The 15,381-nt window shown below is 64.8% G+C and carries 12 protein-coding genes; 5 read left to right on the forward strand and 7 right to left on the reverse strand.

Annotated elements, in window-relative coordinates; translation table 11 throughout:
• Window positions 1-53: 53 nt before the first annotated feature.
• Entirely contained in the window at window positions 54-1,289 is a 1,236-nt protein-coding gene (locus E6C48_RS21455; RefSeq protein WP_136360233.1) for a sensor histidine kinase, read from the reverse strand.
• A 107-nt stretch (window positions 1,290-1,396) separates the two neighbouring features.
• Here E6C48_RS21455 and ppk2 point away from each other — a divergent pair, with 107 nt between their 5' ends.
• The gene (ppk2, locus tag E6C48_RS21460) at window positions 1,397-2,293 is read left to right on the forward strand and encodes a polyphosphate kinase 2 (protein WP_136360234.1); all 897 of its coding nucleotides are present in this window, start codon (window positions 1,397-1,399) and stop codon (window positions 2,291-2,293) included.
• Here the strand turns inward: ppk2 and E6C48_RS21465 are convergent.
• The 4 genes from E6C48_RS21465 to ilvD form a co-directional block, all read right to left on the reverse strand.
• A complete protein-coding gene (locus tag E6C48_RS21465; RefSeq protein WP_136360235.1) occupies window positions 2,283-2,846 on the reverse strand; it encodes a DNA-3-methyladenine glycosylase in 564 nt (187 codons plus the stop codon). The two genes, ppk2 and E6C48_RS21465, sit on opposite strands and share 11 nt — an antisense overlap.
• 3 nt (window positions 2,847-2,849) lie before the next feature.
• Window positions 2,850-3,767, reverse strand: coding sequence for a DMT family transporter (locus E6C48_RS21470; protein WP_136360236.1), 918 nt, complete (start codon window positions 3,765-3,767; stop codon window positions 2,850-2,852).
• A 110-nt stretch (window positions 3,768-3,877) separates the two neighbouring features.
• Window positions 3,878-5,158 (reverse strand): amidohydrolase family protein, encoded by a 1,281-nt coding sequence (locus E6C48_RS21475; RefSeq protein ID WP_136360237.1) that lies wholly within the window; start codon window positions 5,156-5,158, stop codon window positions 3,878-3,880.
• Between the two features lie 233 nt (window positions 5,159-5,391).
• Window positions 5,392-7,227, reverse strand: coding sequence for a dihydroxy-acid dehydratase (ilvD, locus tag E6C48_RS21480; RefSeq protein ID WP_136360238.1), 1,836 nt, complete (start codon window positions 7,225-7,227; stop codon window positions 5,392-5,394).
• Window positions 7,228-7,450: 223 nt separating this feature from the next.
• Between ilvD and E6C48_RS21485 the strand changes: the two genes are divergently transcribed.
• Window positions 7,451-7,924 (forward strand): VOC family protein, encoded by a 474-nt coding sequence (locus E6C48_RS21485; protein ID WP_136360239.1) that lies wholly within the window; start codon window positions 7,451-7,453, stop codon window positions 7,922-7,924.
• Window positions 7,925-7,991: 67 nt separating this feature from the next.
• On the opposite strand, the gene E6C48_RS21490 is transcribed toward E6C48_RS21485, so the two are convergent.
• Together E6C48_RS21490 and E6C48_RS21495 are read right to left on the reverse strand one after the other, a co-directional pair.
• Entirely contained in the window at window positions 7,992-11,078 is a 3,087-nt protein-coding gene (locus E6C48_RS21490; protein WP_136360240.1) for an efflux RND transporter permease subunit, read from the reverse strand.
• A complete protein-coding gene (locus E6C48_RS21495; protein WP_136360241.1) occupies window positions 11,075-12,280 on the reverse strand; it encodes an efflux RND transporter periplasmic adaptor subunit in 1,206 nt (401 codons plus the stop codon). The genes E6C48_RS21490 and E6C48_RS21495 overlap by 4 nt, the downstream gene beginning before the upstream one ends.
• A 160-nt stretch (window positions 12,281-12,440) precedes the next feature.
• On the opposite strand from E6C48_RS21495, the gene E6C48_RS21500 reads away from it, so the two are divergent.
• The 3 genes from E6C48_RS21500 (at window position 12,441) to E6C48_RS21510 (ending at window position 15,230) form a co-directional block, all read left to right on the forward strand.
• Complete coding sequence (locus E6C48_RS21500) at window positions 12,441-12,980, forward strand: TetR/AcrR family transcriptional regulator (protein WP_136360261.1); 540 nt, start codon at window positions 12,441-12,443, stop codon at window positions 12,978-12,980.
• 44 nt (window positions 12,981-13,024) lie between these two features.
• Window positions 13,025-13,936 (forward strand): LysR substrate-binding domain-containing protein, encoded by a 912-nt coding sequence (locus E6C48_RS21505; RefSeq protein WP_136360262.1) that lies wholly within the window; start codon window positions 13,025-13,027, stop codon window positions 13,934-13,936.
• 133 nt (window positions 13,937-14,069) lie between these two features.
• Window positions 14,070-15,230: an ABC transporter substrate-binding protein gene (locus E6C48_RS21510; RefSeq protein WP_136360242.1), complete on the forward strand. Its 1,161-nt coding sequence runs from the start codon at window positions 14,070-14,072 to the stop codon at window positions 15,228-15,230.
• Window positions 15,231-15,381 lie beyond the last annotated feature (151 nt).

Here is a 15,381-nt window from a genome sequence, read left to right on the forward strand (position 1 = left end):
TGACAGGAAGACGAAACCGTTCGCTCAGACATAGCGCGTGCAGAATTATTATTCTAGTTCGCCGGCAAATGAACGGTGAAGGCGGCGCCTTTGCCGGGCTCCGAGGCGATGGACAGGCGCCCGTGGTGGCGCGTCAGTATGTGCTTGACGATGGCAAGGCCGAGCCCGGTGCCTTTCTGCGCCCGGCTGCTCTCGGCGTCGATGCGGTAGAAGCGCTCGGTGACGCGCGGGATGTGTTCTTCCGCGATGCCCGGCCCGAAGTCGCGCACCGTCACGTCGACGGTCGGCTCCGGCCCGTCATGGCCGGGCGTGACCGAGACCACCACCCGGCCGCCCGACTGGCCGTATTTGCAGGCGTTTTCGACAAGGTTCTCGAACACCTGGAAAAGCTCGTCGCGGTCGCCTGGAATTTCCGTCGGCTCGTCGGGGAATTCGCGTTCGATGACGACGCCGTTGTCCTTCGCCAGCGGCGTGAGCGTATCGATGACGGCCTTGAGCGTACCGGTGAGGTCGACCCTGCTGCCCGGCCTTAGATAGGGCTTCATCTCCAGCCGCGACAGCGACAGGAGGTCGTCGATCAGCCGCGCCATGCGTCCGGTCTGGTTCTGCATGATCTGCAGGAACTTGTCGCGCGCCGCCGCGTCGTTGCGGGCGGGGCCGCGCAAGGTCTCGATGAAGCCTGAGATGGAGGCCAGCGGCGTGCGCAGTTCGTGGCTGGCATTGGCGATGAAATCGGCCCGCATGCGGTCGATGCGGCGCGCCTCGCTCTGGTCCTTGAAGATCAGCACGTAGAGGCCGCTGCCATGGCCGACGGTTGAGGCGCTGACACGGTAGAGCCGCTCCACCGGCAGCTTTTCCGCGTAATCGATGCTGTCGGCGCCGACGCTGCCGGAAAGCACGTTGTCCAGCAGCACCTGCATTTCCGGCGCGCGGAACTTGAGCGGCAGCGAGAGCCCCGGCGCCAGGCTGCCGAAAGTGGCGATGGCGGCGGCATTGGCATGCACCACGGTCGCCGTGCGGTCGAACAGGATGAGCGGATCGGTGACGGCCTGCGCCAGATGCTCCGCCGGCAACCTTTGCAGGTCGTCGGCCATGGCGGCGCCTGCGCCTTCGCCGTTCTGGTTCTCGCCATCGCCGACCACCAGGACGGACGCGACGAGCAGGAGGCTGAGGCCAACCGGCACCACGAGGGAAGAGCCGGCCAGCGCATGGGCGACCAGGATCGCGACGATGCCGGCCGTCAGCAATCGGCGATGTCGCCACAGTTTCCGCCAGAGCGCCTCGATCATTGCGTTCTTCCTGCCGCGCCGGACGTGCCGGCGGACATAACTTCCCGCTGGACCGCCGGCAGGCCTCCCCATAGCATGAAGACGATGACGAAAAAGGTTCTGTCTGCATGAAAAAGAGCGATGCACAGCCCGAGCGCACCGGGCCGCTGAAGATCGAGATCGGGGGCAAGGAGCGCATCTTCGACATCGACGATCCGGTGCTGCCCGACTGGATCGAAAACCACAAGCTGACGACCGGCGGCTATCCCTACGACAAGAAGATGAAGGGCAAGGATTACGACGAGACGCTGGAACGGCTGCAGATCGAATTGGTCAAGGCACAGGCCTGGCTGCAGAAGACCGGCCAACGGGTGATCGCGTTGTTCGAGGGGCGCGATGCCGCCGGCAAGGGCGGCACCATCTTCGCCATCCACCAGTACATGAACCCGCGCACGGCCCGCAATGTTGCGCTGCCCAAGCCGACCGAGCCGGAGCTAGGGCAATGGTATTTCCAGCGCTACGTCCGGCATTTCCCGACTTCCGGCGAATTCGTCAGCTTCGACCGTTCCTGGTACAACCGCGCCGGTGTCGAGCCGGTGATGGGTTTCTGCACGCCCGAGCAGCACGAGCGCTTCCTGCACGAGGCGCCGCATTTCGAGCGCATGATCCGCAACGACGGCATCCATTTCTTCAAGTTCTGGCTGGACATCGGCCGCGAAACACAGCTCGACCGTTTCCACGACCGTCGCCACAGCCTGCTCAAGAGCTGGAAGTTCTCGCCCATCGACATCGCCGGCATCACCAAGTGGGACGCCTACACCAGGGCGCGCGACGAGATGGTCAAGCGCACCCACGCCAAGGAGGCGCCGTGGATCGTCATCCGCGCCAACGACAAGCGTCGCGCCCGGCTTACCGCCATCCGGCGGCTGCTTCTGTCGCTGCCCTATGACGGTCGCGACCTCGATGCCGTCGGCAAGGAAGACAAGAAGATCATCGGCGAAGGGCCGTCGAAACTCAACGGTTGATCGTTTCCCGGAAGCGGCGGCTGACGAAGGACGATCCCGCGAGGCCGAAGCGCCACGGCTTGTCGACGGCCCGGGTGATGCCGATGCGCAGGCCGGTCGCCACCGGCATCGGGTCCGCCGGCAATTCGAGCGAGAAGGGCGGCCGGTCGAGGGCTGCGCCGTTCAGCGAAATGTCGACGCCGAGCGCCTGGCAGAGCCGACCCGGTCCTGAGCAGAGCTGCGGCAATCGATGGGTCTGCCGTCGCGTTTCCATGATGGTGATGCCCGCTTGCGGCTCGATGGCGCGGATGAGCACGGCGCTGCCCGGCAGGCAGACGAAATTCAGGCACCAGTGGATGCCGTAGGAGCGGTAGACATAGGCGTGCGCGGCCGCGCCGAACATGGCGCCGTTGCGCTTCGTCTCGCCGTTGTAGCTGTGCGAGGCCGGATCGTCGCGCTCATAGGCTTCCGTCTCGACGATGATGCCGCCGACACCGTCCACGGCAAGCCGCGCGCCGATCAGGTCCCTGGCGACGATGCTGGCCGGTCTGGTGAAGAAGGTTTCGAACGTCACTGCTCAGTTCACGCCCTTCGGCACCACCTCCGGCGGCACCGTATCGACCACCTTCTGGCGATGGAAGATGAACAGGCCGGCGACGACGACGATGGCCGCGCCGATCAGCGTACGGGGGCCGGGCACGTCGCTGAAGAAGACGAAGCCGAACACCACGGCCCACAACAGCAGCGTGTATTGCAGCGGCGCCAGCGTCGAGGCCGGCGCCAGTTTCAGCGCGCGCGTGATGAGGAGATGGGCGATGCACGATACGACGCCGAGCAGGAGCATGGCGCCCAGGTCGAAGGCACTCGGCGTGGCCCAGTTGCCGATGGCGAGCGCGGCACCGACCACGAGCATGCCGACCGTCTGCCATGTCACCAGCGTCGTGTCGCTGGTGCCGCGCAGCAGTCGCCCGAGAATGATGGTGAAGGCGAAAGCGATCGACCCAACCAGCGCGAAGAGCGAGGCCAGCGAGAAGGCGGCGGAAGACGGCTTCAGGATGATCAGCACGCCGCAGAAGCCGATCAGGATGGCGATGGTGCGCCGCCAGCCGACCTTTTCGCCGAGCAGGAAATGCGACAGTGCCGCGACGTAGATCGGGCCGGCCATGTAGAAGCTCATCACATCGGCCAGCGGCAGGTAGACGACCGCTGCATAGAAACAGCCGGTGTCGGCGGTGGTCGCGACGACGCGCAGCACCTGCAGCAGCGGCCGTTCGATGTTGAAAAGCTTGCCCGCGCCCTGCCGGGCCATCATCGGGCCGAGCACCAGGAAGGCGCCGACCGAGCGGATCGCCACCACCTCGCCGACCGAGAAGGACGCCACCAGCCATTTGCCCATGGCGTCGTTGAGAGCGAACATGAAATCGCCGACCAGCATCAACAGGATGCCGGCGAGCAACAGGTTCTTCGTGGTCAGTTTTGCTGCAATGGTCGCCATGGTCGGCAAAATCCCTCCGACTTGGCTCGGATTTGTCCGCCTTTAGCCCGGCCGGTTGCGGCTGGCGAGGGAAATCGGTTGGCGCAGAGGATGCCGGGGCAAGAGGGCGGCTATCCCGCCCGATGTCTCCGGTTCACCGTCTTCGGTCGACCGGCGATCGACAGCCGCGTGTCCTGCTGCGTGCGCTCGGCAACCACTTTGCCGCGCGCGATGACGGCGAGCCGTTCCGGCCGCAGCCGCACCGCCTCGATGGCGTCGCCGGCGTCGAGCACGACGAGGCTGGCACGCTTGCCGACAGCCAGCCCAAGATGGTCGAGGCCCATGATCGAGGTATTGACGGTCGTCACCATGTCGAAGCACTTCGCCATGTCGGCAGGCGACGACATCTGCGCCACATGCAGGCCCATGAAGGCGACGTCGAGCATGTCGGCGGTGCCGAGCGAATACCATGGGTCGAGCACGCAGTCCTGCCCCCAGCCGACGCGGATGCCGAGCGCCTGCATCTCCTTGACCCGCGTCAGCCCGCGTCGCTTCGGGAAGGTGTCGTGGCGGCCTTGCAGCATGATGTTGATGAGCGGATTGGGGATGGCCGAAACCCTGGCTTCGGCGATCAGCGGCAACAGCTTCGAGACGTAGTAGTTGTCCATCGAGTGCATGGAGGTGAGGTGCGAGCCGGCCACCCGGCCCTGCAGGCCGAGGCGCTGCGTTTCGTAGGCGAGCTGCTCGATATGGCGCGACAGCGGATCATCCGTCTCGTCGCAATGCATGTCGACCATCAGACCGCGCTCGGCGGCGATTTCGCAAAGCTCCGTGACCGAGCGCCGGCCGTCTTCCATGGTGCGCTCGAAATGCGGTATGCCGCCGACCACATCGACGCCCATGTCGAGCGCGCGGATGGTGTTTTCGCGCGCCGTCGGCGAGCGGTAGAAACCGTCCTGCGGGAAGGCGACCAGTTGCAGGTCGATATACGGCGCGACGGTCTTCTTCACCTCCAGCAGCGCCTCGACGCCGAGCAGCCGGTCGTCGCAGGTGTCGACATGCGAGCGGATGGCGAGCAGGCCCATCGAAACGGCCCAGTCACAATAGGCGAGCGCCCGGTCGCGCACCTCCTCGAAGGTCATCACCTTCTTCAACTCGCCCCACAATGCGATGCCTTCCAAGAGCGTGCCCGAGGCGTTGATGCGCGGGATGCCGTAGGAGAGCGTCGCGTCCATATGGAAATGCGGATCGACGAAGGGCGGCGAGACGAGGTTGCCGGTGGCGTTGATTACCCGTCCGGCCTCGGCCTCGAGCTTCGGCTCGATCGCCGCGATGGTCTCCCCGCGAATGCCGATATCGGCCTTTCGGCCGTCCGGCAGGGTACCGTTGCGGATGAGGAGATCGAAAGTCATGCCGTTTCCCGGTCGATTGGGTTCATATTTTCAGGATGCGTCCTTCGAGGCTCGCGTCGCTCGCACCTCAGGATGAGGACGCTTGGGCGCTGTTCGGATGCCGAGATATTCTAGGCCGGCACCATAAGGCTTCGGTTCGGCATCAAACGGTCCTCATCCTGAGGTGCGAGCGAAGCGAGCCTCGAAGGACGCACCCAATTGGCTGTGGAGTCCCGCAAGGCCTGGCTTCACGCTTACTCCGGCATCTTGCGTACCGCGCCCTTGTCGGCGCTGGTGGCGAAGGCGGCGTAGGCGCGCAATGCCTGGGTGACGTTGCGCTTGCGCTTTTCGGCGGGCTTCCAGCCGGCCTTGTCCTGCGCGGCGCGGCGGGCGGCAAGCTCGGCTTCCGGTACGGCGAGGTTGATGGTGCGGTTCGGGATGTCGATCTCGATCAGGTCGCCGTCGCGCACCAGGCCGATGGCGCCGCCTTCGGCCGCTTCCGGCGAGGCGTGGCCGATGGAGAGGCCCGACGTGCCGCCGGAAAAGCGCCCGTCGGTCAAGAGCGCGCAGGCCTTGCCCAGACCCTTCGATTTCAGGTAGCTGGTCGGGTAGAGCATCTCCTGCATGCCCGGTCCGCCGCGCGGGCCCTCGTAGCGGATGACCACCACGTCGCCGGCCTTCACGGCGTTGCCGAGGATGCCCTTCACCGCCGCGTCCTGGCTTTCGAACACCACGGCCGGGCCGGAGAATTTCAGGATCGATTCGTCGACGCCGGCGGTTTTCACGATGCAGCCGTCGAGCGCGATGTTGCCCTTCAGAACGGCGAGGCCGCCGTCCTTGGAGAACGGATGCTCGGCCGAGCGGATGACACCCTTTTCGCGATCGAGGTCGAGTTCGTCCCAGCGCCGTTCCTGGCTGAAGGCGACCTGGGTCGGCACGCCGCCGGGGGCGGCGAGGTAGAAGTCGCGCACCTTCTGGCTGTTGGTGCGCGAAACGTCCCAATGCCCGATGGCCTGGCCAAGCGTGGCGGTATGTACCGTCGGCTGGTCGCGGTTGATGAGGCCGGCTTTGTCCAGCTGGCCGAGGATGGCGAAGATGCCGCCGGCGCGGTGGACGTCCTCCATGTGCACGTCGGCCTTGGCCGGCGCCACCTTGGACAGGCACGGCACGCGCCGCGACAGGCGGTCGATGTCGGCAAGCGTGAAGTCGATGCCGCCTTCGACAGCAGCGGCGAGAATGTGCAGCACCGTGTTGGTCGAACCGCCCATGGCGATATCGAGGCTCATGGCGTTCTCAAAGGCCGGCTTGGAGGCGACGTTGCGCGGCAGAACGCTCTCGTCGTCCTGTTCGTAGTAGCGCTGGCAGAGATCGACGACGAGATGACCGGCCTCGACGAACAGCCGCTTGCGGTCGGCATGGGTGGCGAGCGTCGAGCCGTTGCCGGGCAGGGACAGGCCGAGCGCCTCGGTCAGGCAGTTCATCGAATTGGCTGTGAACATGCCGGAGCAGGAGCCGCAGGTCGGGCAAGCCGAGCGCTCCATCACCGTCACCTCCTCGTCGGAGACGGAATCGTCGGCGGCAGCCACCATGGCGTCGATCAGGTCGACGGCGGTGACCTTGTCCTTCCACACCACCTTGCCGGCCTCCATCGGCCCGCCGGAAACGAAGACGGCCGGGATGTTGAGGCGCATGGCCGCCATCAGCATGCCGGGGGTGATCTTGTCGCAGTTGGAGATGCAGACCATGGCGTCGGCGCAGTGCGCGTTGACCATGTATTCGACCGAATCCGCGATCAGTTCGCGCGACGGCAGCGAATAGAGCATGCCGTCATGGCCCATGGCGATGCCGTCGTCCACCGCGATGGTGTTGAATTCCTTGGCCACACCGCCCGCCTTCTCGATCTCGCGCGCCACAAGCTGGCCGAGGTCCTTCAGGTGGACGTGGCCGGGCACGAACTGGGTGAAGGAGTTCACCACCGCGATGATCGGCTTGCCGAAATCCGAATCCTTCATGCCGGTTGCGCGCCAAAGGCCGCGCGCGCCGGCCATGTTGCGGCCGTGGGTGGTGGTACGGGAACGGTAAGCTGGCATCGGATCGTCCTTGCGGCTGCGCCTTGCGCCTAATTTCACTGGAACTGCTGGCCTTATATACGCCGGGCGCCGGCCTTGCCATTGTTTTGCGCTGCGCCAGATTGAACCTGCGTCGCTGGGTGGAGGGCAGCCGGAATACTTTTTTCAGCGGGGATGTCGGATTGGCCTTGTGCTGCCCGTCCTCGAAGCGTCGAAGCCGAGGCCGATACCCGAGGAGAAAACAATGCAGAAGATCAGCCCATGCCTGTGGTTCCGTAACGAGGCCGAAGAGGCGGTGGACTTCTATGTCTCGATCTTTCCCGACGCGAAGAAGGGAACCGTGTTACGCAGCGGCGAAGGCGGGCCCGGCCCGGCTGGCAGCGTCATCATGGTTCATTTCGAGTTGTTCGGACAGTCGTTCCAGGCACTGAACGGCAATTCTGAGGACGTGTTCAACAATTCCATCTCGCTGTCTGTCGATTGCGAGGACCAGGCCGAGGTCGATCACTACTGGGACAGCCTGATCGGCGATCGCGGCCGGGGGATAGCCTGCTCCTGGCTGAAGGATCGCTACGGCGTCGCCTGGCAGATCGTACCGCGGATCCTGCCGAAGTTGCTCGGCGATCCCGACAAGGCCAAGGCCGGGCGCGCCATGGCGGCGATGATGAAGATGGTCAAGATCGACGTCGCCAAGATCGAGGAGGCGGCAAAAGGCTGACCAGCCTGACCGGAAATGGAAGAAGGCGGCGGATCGCTCCGCCGCCTTTTTCTGAATGCCGATCGGTCTAAAGCCAGTCGGTCGCCGGCATCAGCGCCGGGTCGGGCTTCTCCGCATGCTGCGGCAGGTCCTTCGACGCTATGAAGGTGTAGAACATCGGCACCACGAACAGCGTGAACATCGTGCCGACGAGAATGCCGGTGAAGATCACAAGGCCCATCGAGTAGCGCGCTGCCGCACCCGCGCCGCTGGAGGTGATCAGCGGCACGACGCCGAGCGCCATGGCTGCCGTCGTCATCAGGATGGGCCGCAGACGCACCTTGGCGGAAGCGATGATGGCGTCGCGCCGTCGCATGCCATGGATCTCGCGCTGCTGGTTGGCGAACTCCACAAGCAGGATGCCGTGCTTGGTGATGAGGCCGATCAGCGTGATGAGGCCGACCTGGGTGTAGATGTTCAAGGTGCCGAGCCCGAGGTTGAGCGGCACGATGGCGCCGAAGATCGACAGTGGCACCGCCATCATGATGATGAGCGGATCGCGAAAGCTTTCGAACTGCGCGGCGAGCACGAGGTAGATGACCAGCACCGCCGCGGCGAACGCGATCATGATGGTGTTGCCCTGTTCCTTCTCCTGCCTGGACTGGCCGGAATAGTCGACAAAGAAGGTATCGGGCAGCGTCTCATGGGCGATCTGCTCAAGCGTCGCCAGTCCGTCGCCGGTGGTGACGCCGGGCAGCGGCAGGGCCGAGATCGTCGCCGAGTTCAACTGGTTGAACTGCTCGATCGCCGCCGGCGAGGCGTTGGTGGAAATATTCACCACCGCCGACAGCGGCACCATTTCACCGGTCGTCGAGCGCACGAAGAACTGGCCGAGTTTCTCGGGATTGTTGCGGAACTCCTCGGGCACCTGCGGGATGATGTCATAGCTGTTGGAGTCGCGGTCGAATTGCGCGACCTCGGCGCCGCCGACAAGCAGCGTCAGCGTGCGGCCGATATCGGCGATGGGAATGCCGAGCGCCGCCGCGCGGTCGCGGTCGATGGTCACCGTCACCTGCGGCGCGTCGTAGGCCATCGAGTTCTGCACGATGATGAACTTGCCGGTCGCCTGCGCCTTGTTCTTGATCTGCTCGGCCGCCTCGTAGACCTGCGAGGCTTCGCCGGTGGACCGCACGACCATGCTGATCGGCAGGCCGCCGCCGGAGCCGGGCAGCGTCGGCGGAGCGAAGACGAAGGCCTGCACGCCCGCCACCTTGGCAAGCCGGTTCTGGATGTCGGCCTGCAGTTCCTTGGAACTGCGGACACGCTGGGCCCAATCCTTGAAGGCGAAGCCGACGAAGGCCTGGCCGGTGTCGCCGCCGAAGGCGACGGCCGAGAACTGCGCCCGCGTTTCGGGGATGTCCTGTGTCAGCTCGCGGATCTGGGTGACATAGCGGTCGGTGTAGTCCGCCGTCGCGTAACGCGGCGCCGTCACCAGCGAGAGCAGGAAGCCCTGGTCTTCTTCCGGCGCCAGCTCGCTCGATGTCTTGGTGAACATGAAGCCGGTCAGGGCGACGAGCACCAGCACGATCATCAGCGTCACCGGCCGGTACTTCAGCGAGCCGGTGACGAGCTTTTCGTAAATGTGCTCGACATAGCCGAATGTGCCGTCGACGATGCGCTGGAAACGGCTGTGGTTGCCGGCTTTCAGGATACGGGCCGACATCATCGGCGTGATCGTGATGGCGATGAGGCCCGACAGGACGACGGAGCCGGCCAGCGTCACGGCGAATTCGCGGAACAGCGCGCCCGTCAACCCGCCGGTGAAGGCCAGCGGCGCGAACACCGCCGCCAGCGTCAGCGTCATGGCCACGATCGCCGAGGAGATTTCGCGCATGCCGTTGAAGGCCGCCTGGATGGCCGACATGCCGTCTTCTTCCATGTGGCGGTGGATGTTCTCCACCACCACGATGGCGTCGTCGACGACCAGGCCGATCGCCAGAACCATGGCCAGCAGCGACAGAAGATTGATCGAATATCCAACTGTATAGAGCAGGAAACACACGCCGATCAGCGACAGCGGAATAGTGACGATCGGCATCAGCACCGAGCGGAAGGAACCGAGGAACAAGAGGATGACGACGATGACGATGGCAACCGCCTCGCCGATGGTTTTGAAGACTTCCTCGATGGAGGCGCTGATCTGCTCGGTGGAATCGTAGACGACCTCGATCGTCATGCCCTGCGGCAGCGTTTCCTGGATCGTCGGCACCAGCTTCTGGATGGCAGCGGCGGTCGTCAGCGGATTGGCGGCCGGCGTCGGGAAGACGGCGAGGAAGGTGCCCGGCTTGCCGTTGAAGGAGACGCGGGTGTCGGTGCTTTCTGCGGCCAGCTCGATGGTGGCCACGTCGCGCAGCCGTACCACGTTGCCATCCTTGGTGCGCAGGGGCAACTCGCCGAAGGCTTCCGGCGTCTGGATGGTGGAGCGCACCGTGATGGACGAGACGTAGTATTCGTTCTCGGTCTTGCCCGGTGCCGACAGGAAGTTCGATGCCTGGATGGCCGCAAGCACTTCGGCGGCGGTGACATCGCGCGAGGCGAGCTTCACCGGGTCGATCCACACGCGCATGGAATAGTCGGCGGCGCCGAACACCTGCACGTCCGAGACGCCTTCGACCGTCGACATGCGCGGGCGGATGACGCGCTCGATGTATTCGGTGAGCTGCTCCGGCGTCATGTTCGGATTCTGCATGGAGATATACATCATCGCGAACGACTGGCCGGTGCCCTTGACGATCACCGGGTCCTTGGCTTCCGTCGGCAGCACGCCGCGCACGCCCTGCACCTTGGACATCACCTCCGTCAGCGCCACGTCCGGGTTGGAGCCGAGCTTCATCTGCACGGTCACCGTGCTGGACGACGGCCGGCTGGCCGAGGTGACGTAGTCGATGTTTTCCGTCGAGGACACGGCGCGCGCGATCGGCGCCGAGATGAAGCCCTGGATCAGGTCGGCGCTGGCGCCCGGATAGGCGGTGGTGATGGTGATCGCCGTCTCGTCCACCTTCGGATACTGGCGGATCGACAGGCTGGAAATGCCCTGGAAGCCCAGGAGCAGGATCATGCAGGCCAGTACGGTCGAAAGGACCGGCCTGCGGATGAAGAGGTCGGAGACGTTCATTGTGCGGTCCCCTGTTTGGCGTTCGACAATTCCGGCGTAAGCGTGTTGTCGACCGTGACGTGCGCGCCGTTGGAGAGCCGGTTCTGGCCCGCCGTCACCACCTCGTCATCGGCCTTGACGCCCTCGGTGATCTCGACCAGTCCGCCGAAATGGCGGCCCGACTTGACGAAGATCTGCCTGGCGACGAGGGCAGGAGCCTCCGTCTTCGGCGCGGCCGGCTTTTCGGCCGAGGCGTCCGCCGCCTTGGCGCCCTCCGCAGGCTTTTCGGCCGCCGGCGGCGTCTCCGTCTTCGGCGCGGGAACGACGGTGTAGACGAAATCGCCGTAGAGGCTGGTCGTCAGCGCCGTTTGCGGGATCGCGATGACGTTATCCTCCTTCGGCAACTCGACGCGCACCTGAAGGAACTGGCCGGGGCTCAGCTTGCCGTCGGAATTGGTGACTTCGGCGCGTACCGAAACCAGCCGGCTGATCGGGTCGATCTTGGGGTCGATGCCGGTGATGGCGCCGCGATAGGGCAGCTTGTCCAGCGTCAGGCCGAACGAGACCGGCTGGCCGATCTTGAGGGCGGCGAACTGCTGTTCGGGCACGGTGAAGTCGACGCGCATGGTGTCGAGGTCCTGCAGCGTCACCACCGTCGCGCCGGGAGCGATGTACTGGCCCTCGTCGACGCGCGGAATGCCGGCGGTGCCGGAGAACGGCGCCTTGAGCAGCTTCTGTTCGGCCAGCGCCTGCAGCTTGGCGACCTGCGACTTCGAGGTCGATGCGGCCGCTTCGGCGGAATCGAGCGCGGCCTGGGTGCCTGCTCCGCTCTTGCGCAGAGCCTGCGCACGGTCCAAGGCCTGCTGGTCAAGGGCCGCCTGGGTCTTGGCCGCCGCGAGGTCCGCCTGCTCCACCGCGTCGTCGAGCCGGACCAGAAGCTGGCCCTGCTCCACATGATCGTTCGCCTTGAACTGGATTTCCTTGACGATGCCGGTGGTTTCCACGGTGAGGTCGACGCCGCGCGAGGCCGCGGCCGTGCCGATCGCCTCGATGCCAGGCGTCCAGGTGGTGGGCTCGACCTTGACCGTCGATACCGTCAGCGACGGCACTGGCATGTTGGCGAAATACTGCTGGATCGCCTTGTCGCGGAACAGGTTGAAGCCGACGATGCCGCCGCCGATGAGGACAAGCAGAATGAAGGCAATGATGAAGCGCTTGATCACGGACGGTCCCTCGGGCGGCGTTTGGTATGGATGGCCGTACACGCTGACTTCGCTGCGTGCACGGAGGCACCGGCGTGAAACGCCGGTTTTGAATCGCGGCACTTACTGTACCGTCCGGACGGTCTTGTCAACCGGGGTGCGGCTAATATATGGGGGGGGCATGGCGACTTCCCGAAGAACCAACTCGCGTGAAAAGATATTGGCTGCGGCGGCCGATGTCGCGCGGGTATCCGGTCCGGGAAATGTTTCCCTGGAGGCGGTGGCCAGTCGTGCCGGCGTCTCCAAGGGCGGACTTCTCTACAATTTTCCCAGCAAAGGCAAGCTCATGCAGGCGCTCGTGGAGCGCTACCTGGGCGAATTCGAACAGTCGCTGACCGAGGCGCATGCTAGCGGCGAGAGCCTGCTCGAAGCCTTCGTCAAGCGCTCTGTCCGGGAATGTCAGGAGAGTGAACCGTCCTCGGCTTCGTGGGTTTTTTCCGCGATTGCCGAAGATCCGGATTTCCTGACGCCGATGAAGGCATTCCACCGCCAGCTCTTCGCGCGTCTCAAGGGCGAGACGAACGACCTGCGCGCCGTTCTGCTGTGCTACCTCGCCATCGAGGGCCTGCGCAGCCTGAATCTGTTCGATTTCGATATCCTGTCGCCCGAGGAACGCGACGTGCTTCTGTCTTCATTGCTGGAGATCGCCGAAAAGGCTTGATCGCAGCCCTTTCCAGTGCCGCCCGCACCGTGTTTATTCGGTGCATGGCCTTCACCATCCGCCAGCTCCAGTTCTTCGTCGCCGTCGCCGAGCAGGGCACGGTGTCGCGCGCGGCACAGAACCTGTCGATCTCGCAGTCCTCGGTGACGGAGGCGATCAAGGAATTGGAGGGCGACCTTGGCGTCGAACTGTTCGAGCGCCATCCGCGCGGCCTGTCGATTACCCACAAGGGGCATCAGTTCCTGCGCCATGCCACCAAGATCCTGGCCGACGTTTCGGACGCCCGCCGTGCCTTCCTCGATGCGCCTGCGGCGACCGGCGGCAGGCTGCAACTCGGCGTGACCTCGCTGGTCGCCGGCTACGTGCTCTCCGATCTTCTCGCCCGCTACCGCCGTGCCAATCCCGGCGTCGAAGTCTCGGCGATCGAGGACAATGGCGACTACCTTGAGCACCTGCTGGTCGGCGGCAAGCTCGACATCGCCGTCATGGTGACCTCCAACCTGCGCGACCGCATGGCATTGCAGTCGGAAATCCTGGAGGTGTCGGCCTACAGGTTATGGTTGCCGCTCAGCCACCGGCTGACGACGACGGAAATCATTGGCATCGGCGATCTCGCAGGCGAGCCGCTGATCATGCTCACCGTCGACGAGACGGAGGAAAATACCGGCAAGCTGCTCGCCGCCATCGGCACCAGGCCGAACGTCGCCTTCCGCACCCGTTCGGTCGAGGCCGTTCGCAGCCTTGTCGCCACGGGCGCCGGGGTGGCGCTGCTGCCCGACCTCGTCTACCGGCCGTGGTCGCTGGAAGGTGACCGCATCGAGCAGCGCGACGTGTCCGGCGCGTTGCCGGTGGTCCAGGTCGGCATGGTCTGGCGGCGTGGCTCCGGCCTGCCGCAGGCGGCGCGCGACTTTATCGGCCTTGCCCAGGCCCAGCGCACGGTGCGGCAGCGGCCGTAACCGATACCTATCGGTAAAACCGATATCGGCGTTCTGATAAATGAATTTGCGAAACCGGGATTTTCGCGACACCTTCTCTCCAAGGGATCAAAGCCGCCGCTGGAGTGTGGCCCCTTTGAATGGGAGGATGACAATGAATTCATTCCTGAAGTCCTGCACAGCCTTGACCGTCGCGCTGACCTTCGCCGGTCAGGCTGTCGCGCAGGAGGCGCTGAAGGAACTCGGCAAGGGCGAAGGCGCACTCAATATCGTTGCCTGGCCGGGCTACGTCGAACGCGGCGAGACGGACAAGGCCTACGACTGGGTGACGGATTTCGAAAAGGAAACGGGCTGCAAGGTGACGGTCAAGACCGCCGCCACCTCCGACGAGATGGTGTCGCTGATGAATGAGGGCGGCTTCGACCTCGTCACGGCCAGCGGCGATGCCTCGCTGCGCCTCGTCGCCGGCAAGCGCGTGCAGCCGATCAACCTCGACCTGATCCCGAGCTGGAAGACGGTGGACGAGCGCCTGCAGAACGCGCCCTGGTACACGGTCGGCGGCGTCCATTACGGCGTGCCCTACCAGTGGGGGCCGAACGTGCTGATGTACAACACCGAGATCTTCAAGGAAGCGCCCAAGAGCTGGAATGTCGTCTTCGAGGAGCAGACCCTGTCGGACGGCAAGTCCAACAAGGGCCGCGTGCAGGCCTATGATGGGCCGATCTACATCGCCGACGCCGCCAACTACCTGATGGCGCACAAGCCCGAGCTCGGCATCAAGGACCCTTATGAGCTGAACGAGGACCAGTACAAAGCCGCGCTCGAACTGCTGCGCGTCCAGCGCACGCTGGTCGGCCGCTACTGGCACGACGCCGCCATCCAGGTCGACGATTTCCAGAACGAAGGCGTTGTCGCCTCCTCCTCGTGGCCGTTCCAGGTCAACACACTGGTCGCTGCCAAGCAGCCGATCGCCTCGACCGTTCCGGAAGAGGGCGCCACCGGCTGGGCCGACACCACCATGATGGAGGCCGACGCCGCGCATCCGAACTGCGCCTATATGTGGATCGAGCATTCGCTGAAGCCGAAGGTGCAGGGCGACCTCGCCGCATGGTTCGGCTCGGTGCCGGTCGTGCCCGCCGCCTGCAAGGGCAACGAACTTTTGACCGACGAGGGGTGCAAGACCAACGGCTTCGAGAACTTCGACAAGATCAAGTTCTGGAAGACGCCGACCTCCAAATGCGCCACGCAGGGCGATCAGTGCGTGCCCTACTACCGCTGGGTGTCGGACTACATCGGCGTCATCGGCGGACGGTAAATGCCTGTCCTTCCCCTTCTGGGGAAGGATGCCGCGCGAGGTGGGGACGGATGAGCTCCTCCCATTTCCATCTCCACCCGCGCCTGCGGCGTGACTTCCTCCGTAGAGGAGGCGGCGTCCCCGCTCTCGATCGTAAATCTGAGGCGACAGC

The sequence above is a fragment of the Ollibium composti genome, assembly GCF_004801285.1.
GTDB classification, from domain to species: domain Bacteria; phylum Pseudomonadota; class Alphaproteobacteria; order Rhizobiales; family Rhizobiaceae; genus Mesorhizobium; species Mesorhizobium composti.

Coding starts and splice junctions, on each gene's coding strand:
- E6C48_RS21455 (WP_136360233.1), bottom strand. CDS start 1,289: ATGATCGAGGCGCTCTGGCGGAAACTGTGGCGACATCGCCGATTGCTG.
- ppk2 (WP_136360234.1), top strand. CDS start 1,397: ATGAAAAAGAGCGATGCACAGCCCGAGCGCACCGGGCCGCTGAAGATC.
- E6C48_RS21470 (WP_136360236.1), bottom strand. CDS start 3,767: ATGGCGACCATTGCAGCAAAACTGACCACGAAGAACCTGTTGCTCGCC.
- E6C48_RS21475 (WP_136360237.1), bottom strand. CDS start 5,158: ATGACTTTCGATCTCCTCATCCGCAACGGTACCCTGCCGGACGGCCGA.
- ilvD (WP_136360238.1), bottom strand. CDS start 7,227: ATGCCAGCTTACCGTTCCCGTACCACCACCCACGGCCGCAACATGGCC.
- E6C48_RS21485 (WP_136360239.1), top strand. CDS start 7,451: ATGCAGAAGATCAGCCCATGCCTGTGGTTCCGTAACGAGGCCGAAGAG.
- E6C48_RS21490 (WP_136360240.1), bottom strand. CDS start 11,078: ATGAACGTCTCCGACCTCTTCATCCGCAGGCCGGTCCTTTCGACCGTA.
- E6C48_RS21500 (WP_136360261.1), top strand. CDS start 12,441: ATGGCGACTTCCCGAAGAACCAACTCGCGTGAAAAGATATTGGCTGCG.
- E6C48_RS21505 (WP_136360262.1), top strand. CDS start 13,025: ATGGCCTTCACCATCCGCCAGCTCCAGTTCTTCGTCGCCGTCGCCGAG.
- E6C48_RS21510 (WP_136360242.1), top strand. CDS start 14,070: ATGAATTCATTCCTGAAGTCCTGCACAGCCTTGACCGTCGCGCTGACC.